Origin of the sequence: Occultella kanbiaonis, assembly GCF_009708215.1 — a bacterium.
GTDB classification, from domain to species: domain Bacteria; phylum Actinomycetota; class Actinomycetes; order Actinomycetales; family Beutenbergiaceae; genus Occultella; species Occultella kanbiaonis.
Genome location: NZ_CP046175.1, coordinates 1,514,880 through 1,529,665 on the forward strand (window position 1 = coordinate 1,514,880; position 14,786 = coordinate 1,529,665).

14 protein-coding genes are annotated in these 14,786 nt (G+C 71.5%); 7 read left to right on the top strand and 7 right to left on the bottom strand.

Going from position 1 to position 14,786, the window contains the following annotated elements:
* The first annotated feature begins 36 nt into the window (after nt 1-36).
* Both recQ and GKS42_RS06740 read left to right on the top strand, forming a co-directional pair.
* Nucleotides 37-2,067, top strand: a complete 2,031-nt coding sequence (recQ, locus tag GKS42_RS06735) for a DNA helicase RecQ (protein WP_435529666.1) — start codon at nt 37-39, stop codon at nt 2,065-2,067.
* Nucleotides 2,068-2,089: 22 nt separating this feature from the next.
* Nucleotides 2,090-2,482 (top strand): DoxX family protein, encoded by a 393-nt coding sequence (locus GKS42_RS06740; RefSeq protein WP_154793136.1) that lies wholly within the window; start codon nt 2,090-2,092, stop codon nt 2,480-2,482.
* A 66-nt stretch (nt 2,483-2,548) separates the two neighbouring features.
* Here the strand turns inward: GKS42_RS06740 and GKS42_RS06745 are convergent, their stop codons facing one another.
* From GKS42_RS06745 to GKS42_RS06775, 7 genes are all read right to left on the bottom strand, one after another.
* Nucleotides 2,549-5,143: an ABC transporter permease gene (locus tag GKS42_RS06745; RefSeq protein ID WP_154793137.1), complete on the bottom strand. Its 2,595-nt coding sequence runs from the start codon at nt 5,141-5,143 to the stop codon at nt 2,549-2,551.
* A complete protein-coding gene (locus tag GKS42_RS06750; protein WP_154793138.1) occupies nt 5,143-5,934 on the bottom strand; it encodes an ABC transporter ATP-binding protein in 792 nt (263 codons plus the stop codon). The genes GKS42_RS06745 and GKS42_RS06750 overlap by 1 nt, the downstream gene beginning before the upstream one ends.
* A gap of 121 nt (nt 5,935-6,055) precedes the next feature.
* Nucleotides 6,056-6,769, bottom strand: coding sequence for a response regulator (locus GKS42_RS06755; RefSeq protein WP_154793139.1), 714 nt, complete (start codon nt 6,767-6,769; stop codon nt 6,056-6,058).
* The gene (locus tag GKS42_RS06760; RefSeq protein ID WP_210769326.1) at nt 6,766-8,220 is read right to left on the bottom strand and encodes a sensor histidine kinase; all 1,455 of its coding nucleotides are present in this window, start codon (nt 8,218-8,220) and stop codon (nt 6,766-6,768) included. Before GKS42_RS06760 ends, GKS42_RS06755 begins: the two co-directional genes overlap by 4 nt.
* A gap of 187 nt (nt 8,221-8,407) precedes the next feature.
* Nucleotides 8,408-9,388: a carbohydrate kinase family protein gene (locus GKS42_RS06765; protein ID WP_154793140.1), complete on the bottom strand. Its 981-nt coding sequence runs from the start codon at nt 9,386-9,388 to the stop codon at nt 8,408-8,410.
* A gap of 42 nt (nt 9,389-9,430) precedes the next feature.
* On the bottom strand, nt 9,431-10,210 hold the full coding sequence (locus GKS42_RS06770) for an SOS response-associated peptidase (RefSeq protein WP_154793141.1): 780 nt from the start codon (nt 10,208-10,210) through the stop codon (nt 9,431-9,433).
* Between the two features lie 98 nt (nt 10,211-10,308).
* Nucleotides 10,309-10,596 (bottom strand): hypothetical protein, encoded by a 288-nt coding sequence (locus GKS42_RS06775; protein ID WP_154793142.1) that lies wholly within the window; start codon nt 10,594-10,596, stop codon nt 10,309-10,311.
* Between the two features lie 97 nt (nt 10,597-10,693).
* Here GKS42_RS06775 and GKS42_RS06780 point away from each other — a divergent pair, with 97 nt between their 5' ends.
* The 5 genes from GKS42_RS06780 (at nt 10,694) to GKS42_RS06800 (ending at nt 14,696) form a co-directional block, all read left to right on the top strand.
* A complete protein-coding gene (locus GKS42_RS06780; protein WP_168217772.1) occupies nt 10,694-11,173 on the top strand; it encodes an SRPBCC family protein in 480 nt (159 codons plus the stop codon).
* A 182-nt stretch (nt 11,174-11,355) separates the two neighbouring features.
* Nucleotides 11,356-12,633, top strand: a complete 1,278-nt coding sequence (locus GKS42_RS06785) for an ABC transporter substrate-binding protein (protein ID WP_154793144.1) — start codon at nt 11,356-11,358, stop codon at nt 12,631-12,633.
* 140 nt (nt 12,634-12,773) lie between these two features.
* Nucleotides 12,774-13,628 carry a carbohydrate ABC transporter permease gene (locus tag GKS42_RS06790; protein WP_154796585.1) on the top strand — a complete coding sequence of 285 codons (855 nt, stop codon included), beginning with the start codon at nt 12,774-12,776 and terminating at the stop codon, nt 13,626-13,628.
* On the top strand, nt 13,625-14,515 hold the full coding sequence (locus GKS42_RS06795) for a carbohydrate ABC transporter permease (RefSeq protein ID WP_154793145.1): 891 nt from the start codon (nt 13,625-13,627) through the stop codon (nt 14,513-14,515). Before GKS42_RS06790 ends, GKS42_RS06795 begins: the two co-directional genes overlap by 4 nt.
* A gap of 22 nt (nt 14,516-14,537) precedes the next feature.
* Nucleotides 14,538-14,696, top strand: a complete 159-nt coding sequence (locus tag GKS42_RS06800; RefSeq protein ID WP_154793146.1) for a hypothetical protein — start codon at nt 14,538-14,540, stop codon at nt 14,694-14,696.
* Nucleotides 14,697-14,786: the final 90 nt, after the last annotated feature.

A 14,786-nucleotide genomic window follows, 5' to 3' on the forward strand; every position in this document is an offset into this window, starting at 1 on the left:
GGCTCGACCGTCGGTCCCGGCGCATAGGCTGGCCGGGTGGCTGAGGAGAGCAGGGGCGATGTGTCGCCGGTCGAGGACCAGTGGGGCGAGCCTCCGCAGGACTGGGACGAGCCGCCGCCGGACTACGGCAGCGATTGGGACGTGCCCGAGGCCCCGGCCGGCGCTCCCGCGGCGCGCTCGGTCGTGCGCGATCGGGTCGCTCGGTCCGCCGAGGCAGCGCCGGCACGGCCGGCACCGGCCGCCCGCCCGACCCCGCCGTCGGCGAGTTCGCCGCTCGAGGCGCTCACCGCCGTCTGGGGCTACGACGCCTTCCGCGGGGAGCAGGCCGAGATCATCGACACCGTGGTCGCCGGCGGGGACGCGCTCGTGCTGATGCCGACCGGCGGCGGCAAGAGCCTGTGCTACCAGATCCCGGCGCTCGTCCGGGAGGGCACCTGCGTGGTGATCAGCCCGCTGATCGCACTCATGCATGACCAGGTCGACGCCCTCGAGCAGGTGGGGGTGCGTGCCGCGTTCCTGAACTCGACCCAGTCCGCGGCCGAGCGGCGCGACACCGAGGATCGGCTGCTCGCCGGGGAGCTCGACCTGCTCTACCTCGCCCCGGAACGGCTGTCGGCGGCCGCCGGGCTGCTCGACCGCGCCCACATCGCCCTGTTCGCCATCGACGAGGCACACTGCGTGGCGCAGTGGGGTCACGACTTCCGGCCGGACTACCTCGCGCTGTCGATGCTGCATGAGCGCTGGCCCGACGTGCCACGGGTCGCGCTCACCGCGACCGCGACCGAGGCCACCCGCGCAGAGATCGTCGCGAACCTGGACCTCGGTGGTGCCCGGGTCTTCGTGTCCAGCTTCGACCGGCCGAACATCGCCTACCGGATCACCCCGAAGGCCCAGGCCCGCCCCCAGCTCCTGCGACTCATCGAGGAGTACCCGGGCGATGCCGGCATCGTCTACTGCCTGAGCCGGGCCTCGGTGGAGCGCACCGCCGAGTGGCTGGTCGGCCAGGGCCACACCGCACTGCCTTACCACGCGGGCCTTCCGGCGCAACAGCGGGCCGCGAACCAGTCCCGGTTCCTGCGCGAGGAGGGCGTCATCATGGTCGCCACGATCGCGTTCGGCATGGGCATCGACAAGCCGGACGTACGGTTCGTGGCACACCTCGACCTGCCCAAGAGCGTCGAGGGCTACTACCAGGAGACCGGCCGGGCCGGCCGGGACGGGCTGCCGTCGACGGCGTGGCTCGCCTACGGCCTGCAGGATGTGGTGCAGCAGCGCCGGATGATCGCCGACGGCGAGGGGGACGCCCAGCGCAAGCGCGCCCAGTCGCTGCACCTGGACGCCATGCTCGCGCTCTGCGAGACGGTGCAGTGCCGGCGCCAGCAGCTGCTCGCCTACTTCGGTGAGGTCGGCGAGCCCTGCGGCAACTGCGACACCTGCCTGTCCCCGCCGAAGTCGTTCGACGGCACCGTGCCCGCGCAGAAGGTGATGTCCACGATCCTGCGGCTGCAGCGCGAACGCGGTCAGCAGTTCGGGGCCGGTCACGTCGTGGACATCCTGCTCGGCCGCGAGACCGAGCGGATGGTGAAGTTCCGGCACACCGACCTGAGCACGTTCGGCATCGGCACCGAGCTGGGGGACACCGAGTGGCGGGGCGTGGTGCGCCAGCTCCTCGCGCAGGGCTTGCTGCAGGTGCAGGGGGAGTACGGGGTGCTCGCGCTCACCGACGCGGCCGCCGAGGTGCTCGGCGGCCGCCGGCAGGTCATGCTGCGCATCGAGCCCGAGCGCACCCGCGCTCCCCGGTCGGCGAGGTCGGCGGGCGCGAAGGGCGCCGTCCTCGACCTCGACGACTCCGGTCAGGAGCTTTTCCAACGGCTGCGCACCTGGCGGGCGGAGGTGGCCAAGGAGCAGGGCGTACCCGCGTACGTCGTCTTCAACGACGCCACGCTCGCCGGGATCGCGCAGGCCCGTCCGGCCGGCGAGGCGGCACTGCGCGGGATCTCCGGGGTGGGCGAGGCCAAGCTGGCCCGCTACGGACCGGCCGTCCTCGAGGTGGTCGCCGGCGGGTGAGGCCGACGTAGGCTGGGTGGCGATGTCATCCGCCGACGCGCCCCATCAGACCACCTTCGGCCCGGCCGCGCTGACGTCGGTGATGTTCACCGTCACCGGCGTGGCCCACCTGGTCCGACCGCGGACCTTCGATGCCATCGTGCCCCGGATGCTGCCCGGCCCGGCCCGCGCCTGGACGATCGGCTCCGGCCTGATCGAACTCGCCCTGGCCGGCGCCGTGTGGAACCGGCGCACCCGCCGGGCGGCCGGGCTGGCGTCGGCGGCGTTCCTGGTGGCGGTGTTTCCCGCGAACGTCCGCACCGTGCGGCTCGTGCGGGGCCGGAGCGCGCGGGCGCGGGCGATCGCGTGGGCGCGGCTCCCCATGCAGGTGCCCCTGGTGATCCTTGCCCTGCGGGCCGCGACCGACCCTCGCTGAACCGGTCCTGCCCGGCACCGGAACCCCTCCAGATCGGGTGCCGGGCAGAAGACTTGCGGGCCGGGGTCAGTCCATCGCGAGTGCCGCGACCGGCGGCGTCCGTGCGGCGGTGCGCGCCGGCAGGACCGACGCGAGCAGCCCGGCCACCAGGGCGATCACGACCACGATCACCAGGTCGCGCCACGGCACGGCCAGGGTCACCTCGCCCACCGAGGAGAGCATCACGGCGGTGCCGGCCCAGCCGAAGCCCAGCCCCGCGATGATGCCGAGCGCGGCCCCCGCACCGGCGATCATGACCCCCTCGACGGCCAGCATGCCGCGCAGTTGCCCCCTGGTCAGACCCATCGCGCGCAGCAGCGCCGACTCCCGCCGTCGTTCCAGGACGGACAGGGAGAGCGTGTTCGCGACCCCGACGAGCGCGATCACCACCGAGACCGCGAGCATCCCGAGCACCACGGCGAGCAGGGTGTCCACCACGGAGGTGAAGGCAGCTCGTTCCACGGCGGCGCCGGCCACGGACGCGGTCGGTGCATCGGTCGTCGCGGACAGGTCGGTGAGCACCGTCTGGATCTCCCGCACTGTGTCGACGGCGTCGACGTCGTCGGCGAGGCGCACGGCCATCGCGTTCTCGACGGGCGTCAGGCCGAGCGCGGCGAACGTCGCGGGCGTGACCATCGGATCGACCCCGCCCAGTTCGGTGACCACTGCGGTGAGCTCGACCTCGGAACCGTCCTCCGCGGTCACCGTCACCGGGTCGCCGTCGACGAGGTCGTACCAGGCCTCGTAGATCCGTGGCATCACGATCGTGGCGTCGGTCAGGCCGCCGGCCACCTCCGGGTCACGGAGCACCGGGCTGAGGTCCTCGAGCTCGACCGACTGCGCGAGCACCCACTCCTGCGAACCGTGCACCCCGAGGGTCACCGGGGCCACGCTCAGGAGCGCCGACTCGGCCACGCCGTCGGTCTCGGTGACCGCGTTGATCTGGGCGTGGTCCAGGGCGACGTCGGAACCACCGAGCGAGACGGTCACGTCGACCGGGTACTGGGTGGAGAGGGCGTCGCCGAGGCTGTCCTTCGCGGCGGCCGCGCCGGTGGACATCATCGTGACCAGGGCAACCCCGATGAACAGGGCGCTGGCGGTCGCACCGGTACGGCGGGGGTTGCGGACCGCGTTCGCGGTGGCGATGCGCGCGGGCACCCAGCGGGACAGGATCCGGCCGGCGAGCCGGATCAGCGCGGGGACCACGAACACGGTGCCGATCAGCAGGCCGAGCACGGTGCTCAGGCCGCCGAGCACGCCGATGCCGAGCGCGATGAGCAGCCCACTCTCAGCGTCGATGCCACCGAGCCCGCCGGCGACGGCGACGGCGAGGGCAAGCAGCCCGACGCCACCGACCACCAGCACCAGGGCGAAGGCCATCCTGATCCGTCCGGCGCCGCGGGCGTGCTCGCCCTCCACCGGACGCAGCGCCGCGAGCGGCGCCACCCGGGTGGCGATCCGGGCCGGCACGAGTGCGGCCAGCACCGTCACCACGGTCCCGACGAGGATGGGCACGATGACGCTGGCGGCGTTCACGTGCAGGGTCCGGTCGAGCGGGACGTCCAGGTTGAGCTCAGCCACCACGGCGAGCCCGACGGCCATCAGCACGGTGCCGAGCACCAGTCCTGCGATCGAGGAGACCAGGCCGACCACGAGCGCCTCGATGAGCACCGTGGAGCGGACCTGCTCCTTGGTGGCGCCGACGCAACGCAGCAGTGCCAGGCTGCGGGTGCGCTGGGCGACCAGCACCTGGAACGTGTTCGCGATGACCAGCGCGGCGACCGCGAGCGCGACGGCCGCGAAGCCGAGCGGGAGCACCACGAACGTCATGTCGTTGCCGGTGATCTCCGCCGTCTTGCGCTGGGCCTGTTCGGTGACGGTGAGCACCTCGGCCGTGTCGTTCCCCGCGAGTTGTGCCGCCACCGCGCCGAGGGTGGCCTCGGGGTCCGCTCCGTCGTCGACCGCGATCAGGATCGAGGACCACGTCGAGGCGGTCTCGTTGGCCTCGAGCTCCCAGCGGGCGAGTTCGTCGGCGGGCACGTAGGCGTTCGGTGCGCCGTAGGCCAGGCCGCTGTTCTCCTCGATCAGGCCGCTGATCCGCAGGGACTCGGCGTGCGGCGCCCAGGTGCCGCTCTCGGGATCGTCGGGATCAGGGGTCCACGACTCCCAGGTCGCCACGATCTCGTCGCCGGGCTGGACGTCGAACCGTTCGGCGATGTCCACCCCGAGCGAGATCTCCCCGGCCGCGGCCGGCGCCGACCCGGTGGTGTAGACCGCGGGGGACAGCCGCGGGTCGCTGGCCGCGCCGCCGATGTTCACCCATTCGGTGCGACCGCCGGCGCCGAGCTCGGCCCCGAAGGAGTACGTCGGGTCGGCCGCGGCGACGCCGTCGGTCTCCCGGATCCGGTCCAGCGCGTCGGCGTCGAGGTTGTAGGTCGGGTCGTTGACCACGAGGTCCGCGTCCGCGAGCTGCGCGGTGACCGCGTTGTAGGTGGTCTGCTCCAGCGTGGCCGAGGCGAGCAGGGTCACGGACACGAACGCGGTGCCGAGCAGGATGGCGATGCCCGCCGCGGCCAGCCGTCCGGCGGAGGTGCGCATCTGCGCCAGGGTCAGGCGCAGCATCAGCGAGCCACCTGCGTCTCGAGACCGCGCAGCGCGTCGAGTCCGGCCAGGACCGACTCGGGGGTCGGGTCGTCGATCGTCCCGGCGATGCGGCCGTCGGCGAGCATCACGACGCGGTCGGCGTAGGCGGCGGCGGCCGGGTCGTGGGTGACCATGACGATGGTCTGGTTCAGCTCGCGCACGGAGCGGCGCAGGAACGAGAGCACTTCGGCGCCCGAGCGGGAGTCGAGGTTCCCGGTGGGCTCGTCGGCGAAGATCACGTGCGGGCGGGTGCTCAGCGCGCGGGCGATCGCGACGCGTTGCTGCTGTCCGCCGGAGAGCTGGTGCGGCTTGTGGCTGAGCCGGTCCCGCAGCCCGAAGGTGTCCACGAGCAGGTCGAGCCACGCGGGATCGACGGCGGTGTTGGCGAGCTCGGAGGGCAGCGCGATGTTCTGCTCCGCCGTGAACATCGGCAGCAGGTTGAAGGACTGGAACACGAACCCGACGCGCTCCCGCCGCAGGATCGTCAGTTGCTTGTCGGTGAGCGTGGTGATGTCGACGCCGCCCAGGATCACCTGACCGGAGGTAGCGGTGTCCAGGCCGGCGAGCAGGTGCATCAGGGTGGACTTGCCGGAGCCGCTCGGGCCCATGATCGCGGTGAACACGCCACGCTCGAAGGAGACGTCCACGTGGTCGAGGGCGGTCACGGCCACCTCGCCCTCGCCGTAGATCTTGGTGAGGTCGACGGCGCGCACGGCGCTGGTGGACTCGCTGCGGGGCGGGCCGGAAGGCACTGGGGAGGTCATGCTCATGAACCTACGGTCCGGGTGCCCGGCCCGCGTCGCGCCTCGGTCGGGTTCGTGGATCATCCCGTGGGTGGACCCTTCGGTGGGCAGGTCGGCCCGTCGGTGGGGTGGTCGATGCCCGACGGCGTCAGGTGCCGGGGCTGACCAGTCCGGTCTCGTAGGCGGTCACCACGGCCTGGACACGGTCCCGGACGCCGAGCTTGGCGAGCACCCGGCCGACGTGCGTCTTGACCGTGGCCTCGGCCACGAACAGCTCGCCGGCGATCTCAGTGTTCGTGCGGCCACGGGCCATCAGGATCAGCACCTCGCGCTCGCGGTCGGTGAGGGCGTCGAGGACGGCGGCGGGCGTCTTCTGCTCGTCCGGCAGCACGGTCGCGAGGTGCTCGATGAGCCGCCGGGTGCTGGACGGTGCGATCACTGCGTCCCCCTGGTGCACGGTGCGGATCGCGGCGAGCATCTCCTCCGGCGGCGTGTCCTTGAGCAGGAACCCGCTCGCTCCGGCCTTGATGGCACGCAGGACGTACTCGTCGAGGTCGAACGTGGTCAGGATGACGATCTTCGGGATGGTGCCCTGCCGGTGGGTGTCCGGGTCGGTGAGCGCGGCCGTGGCGGCCAGGCCGTCCATCATCGGCATCCGCACGTCCATCAGGACGACGTCGACCTCGTGGGAGGTGAGCAGCCGCAGAGCCTGGGCGCCGTCCCCGGCCTCGAGCACGACCTCCAGGTCCGGCTGGGAGTTGATCACCAGCGCGAACCCCGCCCGGACGAGTTGCTGGTCGTCCACCAGGGCCACGCGGATCGGCGCGGCGGGAACGTCGGGGAAGGCGCCTTCGAGGGTCATGCGGTGGAGCCCTTCAGTGGGTTCGGATCGGATCTGGCCGGCGGCCCGATGCGTGGGGTGGGTGCCGCGCCGCCCGGTCCGGGATACGGAGCCGAGGCGGGTGGCGACGTGGGGGCGGGCCACGGGCCGCGCGCCGGGCCGGACGCCGGAGCGGGCGGCGGCGCGACGACGGGGGTGAGCGGCGCCGTCGCCGGGGTGAGCGGCGCCGTCGCCTGGCTCGGCGCCGGCCGCGGCCCGCGCCCGCCGGGCAGCGGGATCTCGGCGCGGACGCGGTACCCGCCGCCCGGGCGCGGGCCGGTGGCGAGGGTGCCACCGAGCATCGCGGTCCGCTCGCGCATGCCGAGGAGACCGTGCCCGGCGCCGTCGGTGGTGGCGGCGGCTCCGCGACCGTCGTCGTCGATCTGGAGCACGAGCCCGATCGGGGTCCACTGGACCAGGAGCGTGGCGTGCGCGCCCGGGCCGGCGTGCTTGAGGATGTTCGTCAGGGCTTCCTGGGCGATCCGGTAGACGGTGAGCCCGGCACCGGGCGGCAGCGCCCGCGCCTCGCCGACCCGGACCACCGAGACCTGCAGGCCGGTGTCCCGGACGTGCTCGGCGAGGGTGTCCAGGTCCGAGTCGTCCGGCTGCGGGATCAGGTCACCGTCACGCGGGTCGTCGCTGCGGAGCACACCGAGGATCCGGCGCATGTCCGCCAGCGCGGCGCGTCCGGTCTCGGAGATGGTCGTGAGCGCGCGGGTGGCCGCCTCGGGGTCCGCGGACGCGGCGTACCGGCCGCCGTCGGCCTGCGCGATGACCACGGAGAGCGAGTGCGCCACGATGTCATGCATCTCGCGGGCGATCCGGGCCCGCTCGGCGGCGGTCGCGATCTTGGCCTGCTGGTCGCGTTCGACCTCGAGGCGGGCGGCCCGGTCCGCCAGTGACTCGACCTGGTCCACCCGGGCCTTGCGCACCATGGCGATCGCCCAGGTGATCATCACGAGCGCGGACAGGAACGTCATCGCCGCACCGGCCACCACCAGCGAGTGCATGGGCACCTGGCCCGACGTTGCCGCGTAGTACCCGCTCAGGATGAGACACCCGAGCAGTGCCGAGCCGAGTGCGGTCCTGCGCGCCCACATGGGCCCGTAGACGGTCACCGAGTACAGCGCCACGAAGATCAGCGAGTCCGCGAAGATCAGGGGCGCACCGGCCAGGACGTGCGCCAGGGCCGCCGCGTACACCACGACCGAGGAGTGCACCGGGTGACTGCGCCGCCATCCGATGGCCACCGGCATCACCAGGGAGGCGAGGCCGCCGACGGCAGCGCCGGTGGCGGGGTACCCCATGGCCACGGCGAACGCCAGGGACGGGAGCCCCACGAACAGCAGCGCGACACCGGCGAACACGGCGTCGACCGCGTTCGGCGTGACCCGGCCGGTCCACGCCACCGGCGGCTGGGCAGGGGCACTCATGGGACCCAGCCTAGGAGTCGTCGTCGAATCGGGCGTCCCACCGGGGGCGGAATGCGGCGTCCACCCCCGGGATTACGGCGACTGCGGGCCGGATGGTCGCGGCCGGCCGGGTGAGTGCGCCGGCGGCCATGGCCGGAGTCGCCGGCGGCCGTGGTCGCCCAACTCGGTCGGGTCGTGTCGCGGTCCGTCAGAGGCGCAGGTCGCGCATCCGGGGTGCGACCTCGGCGGCCGCCTCGTCGCCGTAGGCCGCGGTGAACCGCTTGAGGAAGGTGTTGCCGAACCGGTACTCCTGGGTGCCGGTCACGGCGATCACGTAACTCGCGAGGAGCGAGCCGATCTGCGCGCAGCGCTCCAGGCTCAGACCCCAGGACAGTCCGGCCACGAAGCCGGCCCGGAACGCATCCCCCATGCCGGTCGGGTCAAGGGTGACCTCCTCGCGGGCGATCGGCACGTCGATGCGCTCGGATCCGGAGTAGATGCTCGAGCCGTCCTTGCCGCGGGTGATCACCCGGTGCTTGACCCGGTTGAGGATCTCCTCGTGGGACCAGCCGGTCTTCTGCTGGATCACCGAGTCCTCGTAGTCGTTGGAGAACAGGTACGTGGCGCCGTCGATCAGGCTCCGGATCGCGGGCCCGTCCATCCAGGCCACCTGCTGCGAGGGATCCGCGAGGAAGGGGTAGCCACGGGTGCGGCACTCCTCGGTGTGCCGCACCATCGCCTCCGGGTCGTTCGGGCCGACCATCACCAGGTCGATCCGGCCGGCCCGGGCCTCGATCGGGCGCAGTTCGATCTCCCGGGCCTCGGCCATCGCCCCGGTGTAGAAGGACCCGATCTGAGCGTTGTCGGAGTCCGTGGTGCACACGAACCGGGCGGTGTGGGCGGTCTCGGAGACCCGGACCGGCCAGGTGGCCACGCCGTGCCGGTCGAGCCAGGCCCGGTAGTCATCGAAGTCCGCGCCCACCGAGCCGACGAGCAACGGGGTCAGGCCGAGCGCGGCCAGCCCGAAGCAGATGTTCGGGGCGACGCCGCCGCGCTTGATCTCGAGCTCCTCGACGAGGAAGGACAATGAGACCTTGTCGAGCTGCTCCGCAAGCAGGGAATCGGCGAAGCGGCCGGGGAAGGTCATCAGGTGGTCCATGGCGATGGAACCGGTCACGGCGATATTCACTTGCTGAACGGTACCCGACGCGCCGGTGCGGCGCGCCACATCTCAGATGGGCCGGATCAACTCGGGGGAGTTGTTGCGCACGGAACCCACCTGGGTGCCGACCTCGTGCCAGGACACCGCCGGTGCGGGCGCGGCGAGGACGGCGAGCGCCTCGCCGGGATCGGTCACGGTCGGGTCCAGCCAGGTGGCCACGCCCGCAGGCGTCAGCATCGCGGGCTCCCGGTCGTGGATCTGCTCGAGCCCGTCGCGCGCATCGGCCGTGACGATGGTGGCGCTCAGGACCCACCTGTCCGGATCGTCGGCCGACTTCGACCGATCCGGCCACCAGGCGTACAAGCCCGCGAACGCGACCGGGGAGCCGTCGGTCGGGTGGATGTAGAACGGGGTGCGGTCCACCTTCTTCGTGCCCGGCACCGGCGTCTTGTGCCACTCGTAATAGCCGTCCGCCACCACCACGCACCGCTTGGACTCCAGCGGCTTGCGGAACGCCCTGGACTCGGCGAGCGACTCGCTGCGCGCGTTGAACATCCTGGCCCCGACGGACAGGTCCTTCGCCCACGCCGGGACCAGGCCCCACCGCGCGAGGTGCATCTCCCGACGCACCGCGGCCTCCGCGGTGCCCTGCTCGACGAGGTGTCCCTGGCCGCCTTCGACGTCCGCCGTCGCCGGCTTCGGGGCACGATCGAGGACGATCCGGATCGGATCGGTTGGAGCGACGTTGTAATTGGCCGCGACCTCGGCGGCGGCGTCGGTGACGTCCTCCACGTCGAAGGCATCGGCGAGGTCCTGGGCCTCCCGGAACGAGGCATAGCGTCCGCACATGCCCCTACTCTCGCACCGGCCACCGACGCCCGCTGGCGGCGCACCCGGGCCGTCGAGTTCAAGCCGGGTGCGAGATCAACGGTGGAGCCGGCGATCGCTCACGGGCCCCAGCCGAGGTAGGGCTCGACCACCGTCACCGACGTGATCCACACCGCGGCGGCGAGCACCGGGACCAGCAACACCCAGGACGGGTGGTCGCGGTACCAGCGCAGACCCAGCGTGAACAGCGTCACCCAGGCGACACTCAGGACGAGCGCGCCCCACACGGGCGCCACCACCCCCGCCGCGACGTAGAACGGGAGCTGCGCGACCATGAGCAGGAGCCCGAACGACGCGACGACGGTCTCGAAGGGGTGCGCGCGGCGCACCTGGACGACATCGGCCATCTCCACACGATAGTTGGCGGGGACGCTCGCCGCCCGGCAGTCTGGTCCCGGATCGGGCGCGGGGCCCGGCACGGTTCGATGGCGCGGGGAGGGCACGGTGGCGGTCGGCACCTTCACGTTCACGTCCACCTGGCACGCGGCCGCGACACCGGCGCAGGTCTGGCGAGTGCTCTCGGACGTCGCGAGGTGGCCGCAGTGGTGGCCCGGCGTGGTGGCCGCGACGGTGGTGCGCCCCGGCGACGGCGATCACCTCGGTCAGCGCACGGTGCTGACCGTGCGTGCACCGACCGGCTACCTCCTCCGGTTCGGGGTGGAGCTCACCGACGTCTCGCCGGGTGCGTTCGCGCACGCCCGGGTGGTGGGGGACCTGGCCGGTACCGGTGCCTGGTCGCTGACAGCCGAAGGCGAGGCAGTGGTGATGGCGATCGTGTGGCAGGTACGGGCCCGACGGCGGTGGATGCGTCTGGTGTCACCGCTCGCCGGGCGGTCGTTCGCTCGCGCACACGCCGCGGTGATGGCCGCGGGTCAGCGCGGTTTGCGTTCTGCCCTGGCCCGGGTCCATAGTGATGGCCCCTGATCCGGCGGGCGTGTGAGAGCGCTCTGAGTGGCGGGTTTCCGCCGAACGAACAGGTCACAAATTGGCGTCGGTTTGGTGCCCCTGGAGGCCGCGGACGCACGCCGGGAACAGAATGAGGAACGTCCCCCGCCCACGCGGCGGGTGACACGTCCGGAATCGGACCAACCACGAAGGAGTGACGTATGCGACGCATCGGTGTGGTGGCCACGGCCGCCGCGATTGGCCTCGCCCTGACCGCCTGCAGCGGCGGCGGCGACGGCGGCGGGGACGGGGGCGAAGGTGGGGGTGACGGCGGCACCGACGTCGAGGTGTTCACCTGGTGGGCCGCCGGCTCGGAACTGACCGGCCTCGAGGCGCTCGAGGCTGTCTTCACCGAGCAGCACCCGGACTTCACGTTCGTCAACGGCGCGGTGGCCGGCGGCGCCGGTTCGGCCGCGAAGGACCTGCTCCAGACCCGCCTGCAGGCGGGCGACCCGCCGGACACCTTCCAGGCACACGCGGGCGCGGAGCTGACCGACTACATCGCCGCCGGTCAGCTCGAGGACGTCTCCGACCTGTACACGGAGTTCGGCCTGACCGACGTCTTCCCGCAGGACCTGATCGACCTGCTCACGGTGGACGGGAGCATCTACTCGGTGCCCTCCAACATCCACCGCTCGAACGTGGTCTGGGCGAACCCGACCGTGCTCGAATCGGCCGGGATCGACCCGGCCGCGGTGCCGGCGGACATCGACGCCTGGATCGCCGACCTCGAGGCCGTGCAGGCCACCGGCGTCACGGCCCTCTCGGTGGCGACCACGTGGACCCAGGTCAACCTGCTCGAGACGGTCCTCATGGCCGACCTCGGTGCGGAGGCCTACATCGGCCTCTGGAACGGCGAGACCGACTGGGCGGGCGCGGACGTCACCACGGCGCTCGAGCACTTCGAGACGCTGATGAGCTTCACGAACACCGACCGGGACGGGCTCGACTGGCCCGAGGCCACCCAGATGGTCATCGACGGGACCGCCGCCTACAACGTGATGGGTGACTGGGCCGTGGCTGCGTTCGAGGAGCAGGGCGTCGAGCGAGGCACCGGCTTCGTGGACTTCCCGGTCCCCGGCAGCGACGGGCAGTTCGGCTTCCTCGCCGACTCCTTCACCCTCCCGGTCGGGGCGCCCAACCCGGATGGCGCGACGGCGTGGCTGGAGACGGTCGGCTCGCTCGAGGGCCAGGTCGCGTTCAACCAGGCGAAGGGGTCCATCCCGGCCCGGACCGACGCGGACCCGGCGGACTTCTCCGAGTATCAGCAGTCCGCGATCGAGTCCTACGCGAGCGACGCGATCGTGCCCTCGCTGGCCCACGGGGCTGCGACGCCGATCGCGTGGCTTACCGCCATCTCGGACGCCACCAGCAAGTTCACCACCGGCGGGTCCGACCTGGCGACCTACCAGGAGGAGCTGGCCGCCGCCGCCGGCTGATGCCGGGACGCGTGCCCGGGCGCCGAGACGCCCGGGCACGCGCCCGCGCCGTCCGCGTGCGCTCATGACCCGCGTCGAAGGGGAGATCCGTGAAGACCATCAAACGGTGGGGACCGCCGGTCCTGCTGCTGACCCCGTCCATGATCCTCATGGCCGTGTTCGTCTACGGCCTGATCGCCGCGAACTTCGCGACGTCGGCCACCGACAACCACACTGCGGCTCAGGCCACCGGCGTCCAGCCGACCGTGTTCGTGGGCATCGGCAACTATCTGGATCTGCTCGCCTCCGAGGCGTTCCAGCACTCCCTGAAGAACCTGCTCCTCTACACCGTCGTGTTCCTGGTCGGCACGATGGTGATCGGGTTCACGTGGGCGTGGTTGCTCGAGCGGCCGATGCGCGGTGAGGGCATCTTCCGCTCGGTCTACCTGTTCCCGATGGCCGTGTCCTTCATCGCCTCCGGGGTGGTGTGGCGGTGGCTGCTGAACTCCAACGAGGGGGAGCAGGCGCTCGGGCTGAACCGGCTGTTCCAGATGGTCGGCCTGGACTTCCTGCAGAACCCCTGGTGGAACAACATCACCTGGGGCATCGCGGCGATCGCCCTGCCGGCGATCTGGCAGCTGTCCGGCTACGTCATGGCCCTGTTCCTGGCCGGATTCCGGGGCGTGCCCGAGGAACTGCGTGAGGCCGGGCGGATGGACGGCGCCAGCGAATGGCAGGTCTACCGGCACGTGATCTTCCCGCAGCTCTCGCCGGTGGCACTGTCCGCCCTGATCATCATCGGCCACATGTCGCTGAAGGCGTTCGACCTGATCATGTCCATCTCGAAGCCGTCGAACTACCAGACCAAGGTGCCCGCGGTGGACATGTACGTGTTCAAGTCGAGCTTCGACTACGCGAACTCCGCGGCGGTCGGCGCGATCCTGCTGATCATCGTGGCGTTGCTCGTGATCCCGTACCTGATCCACACCAACCGGAAGGAGGCGAGTGGCCGATGACCACGACCACCACTCCGACCGCCCCCGGCATCGGCGACCTCGCCCCGGCACCCCGGCGCCCCAAGGGCCGGTTCTCGGCGGCCCGCACCGCTCGCTACGCGATCCTGCTGTTCTCGGTGCTGATCGTGCTGATCCCCGTGTACGTACTGCTCGTGACGAGCTTCAAGGGCCCCGGCGACGCGACACCGACCAGGGCCTGGGCGCTGCCCCAGCTGTGGATCGCCGACAACTGGATCACCGCCTGGGACACCCTCTCCCCGGCGATCGGGCGGACCCTGCAGATGGTGATCCCGGCGTCGATCATCTCGGCGTTCCTGGGCTCGATGAACGGGTTCGTGCTGTCCCGCTGGTCCTTCCGCGGGGCGAACGTGGTGTTCACGCTGATCCTGTTCGGGATGTTCATCCCCTACCAGGCGGTGATGATCCCGCTGAACCAGATCGTGCTGGACATCGGACTGCCGAACGGCGTGCCGACCCTGATCCTGCTGCACGTGATCTACGGCATCCCGATCACGACCCTGATCTTCCGCAACTACTACGAGTCCGTGCCGCACGAGCTGATCGAGGCAGCCCGGATGGACGGTGCCGGGATGCTGCGCACCTACGCGTGGGTCGTGTTGCCGATCTCCATCCCGAGCTTCGTGGTGGTGCTGATCTGGCAGTTCACGTCGGCCTGGAACGACTTCCTGTTCGCGGTGTTCTTCTCCACCCCGAACACCGGACCGGTCACGGTCGCACTGAACAACCTCGCCAACGGTGCCCAACTCCAGAACTACGGGGTGTCCATGGCCGGGGCGCTGTTCGCCTCACTTCCGACGCTGCTGGTCTACATCATCCTCGGCAAGTACTTCGTGGGTGGCTTGATGTCCGGGTCGGTGAAGGGCTAGGGACTGCCGCGGAGTACGCACGATGGCCCGCCTGATCGCCGTCGCCGAACGCGACATCGTTGGCCTCTCCGGTGAGTCCGGGGCCAACAACCTCGCGTTCGACGGCGGGGGGACAGTCTGGTGGTGCGAGGAGTGGAGTCGGCCCTGGCCCATCGAGCGCTCAGGTGCCGGAGGTTCGTGACCCACCTCACGCGATCTGACATTTGATAACGGTTTGGTTACGATGGCTCGGCTTCGTGACCGATCGACCGTGAGGAACTTCGTGCCAGCA

Bases quoted from the DNA above. Each gene is read 5' to 3' on its own strand.
- GKS42_RS06760 (WP_210769326.1), bottom strand. From the start codon at position 8,220: ATGAGTGCCCCTGCCCAGCCGCCGGTGGCGTGGACCGGCCGGGTCACG.
- GKS42_RS06750 (WP_154793138.1), bottom strand. From the start codon at position 5,934: ATGAGCATGACCTCCCCAGTGCCTTCCGGCCCGCCCCGCAGCGAGTCC.
- GKS42_RS06745 (WP_154793137.1), bottom strand. From the start codon at position 5,143: ATGCTGCGCCTGACCCTGGCGCAGATGCGCACCTCCGCCGGACGGCTG.
- GKS42_RS06800 (WP_154793146.1), top strand. From the start codon at position 14,538: ATGGCCCGCCTGATCGCCGTCGCCGAACGCGACATCGTTGGCCTCTCC.
- GKS42_RS06790 (WP_154796585.1), top strand. From the start codon at position 12,774: ATGATCCTCATGGCCGTGTTCGTCTACGGCCTGATCGCCGCGAACTTC.
- GKS42_RS06740 (WP_154793136.1), top strand. From the start codon at position 2,090: ATGTCATCCGCCGACGCGCCCCATCAGACCACCTTCGGCCCGGCCGCG.
- GKS42_RS06785 (WP_154793144.1), top strand. From the start codon at position 11,356: ATGCGACGCATCGGTGTGGTGGCCACGGCCGCCGCGATTGGCCTCGCC.
- GKS42_RS06770 (WP_154793141.1), bottom strand. From the start codon at position 10,210: ATGTGCGGACGCTATGCCTCGTTCCGGGAGGCCCAGGACCTCGCCGAT.
- GKS42_RS06795 (WP_154793145.1), top strand. From the start codon at position 13,625: ATGACCACGACCACCACTCCGACCGCCCCCGGCATCGGCGACCTCGCC.
- GKS42_RS06775 (WP_154793142.1), bottom strand. From the start codon at position 10,596: ATGGCCGATGTCGTCCAGGTGCGCCGCGCGCACCCCTTCGAGACCGTC.
- GKS42_RS06755 (WP_154793139.1), bottom strand. From the start codon at position 6,769: ATGACCCTCGAAGGCGCCTTCCCCGACGTTCCCGCCGCGCCGATCCGC.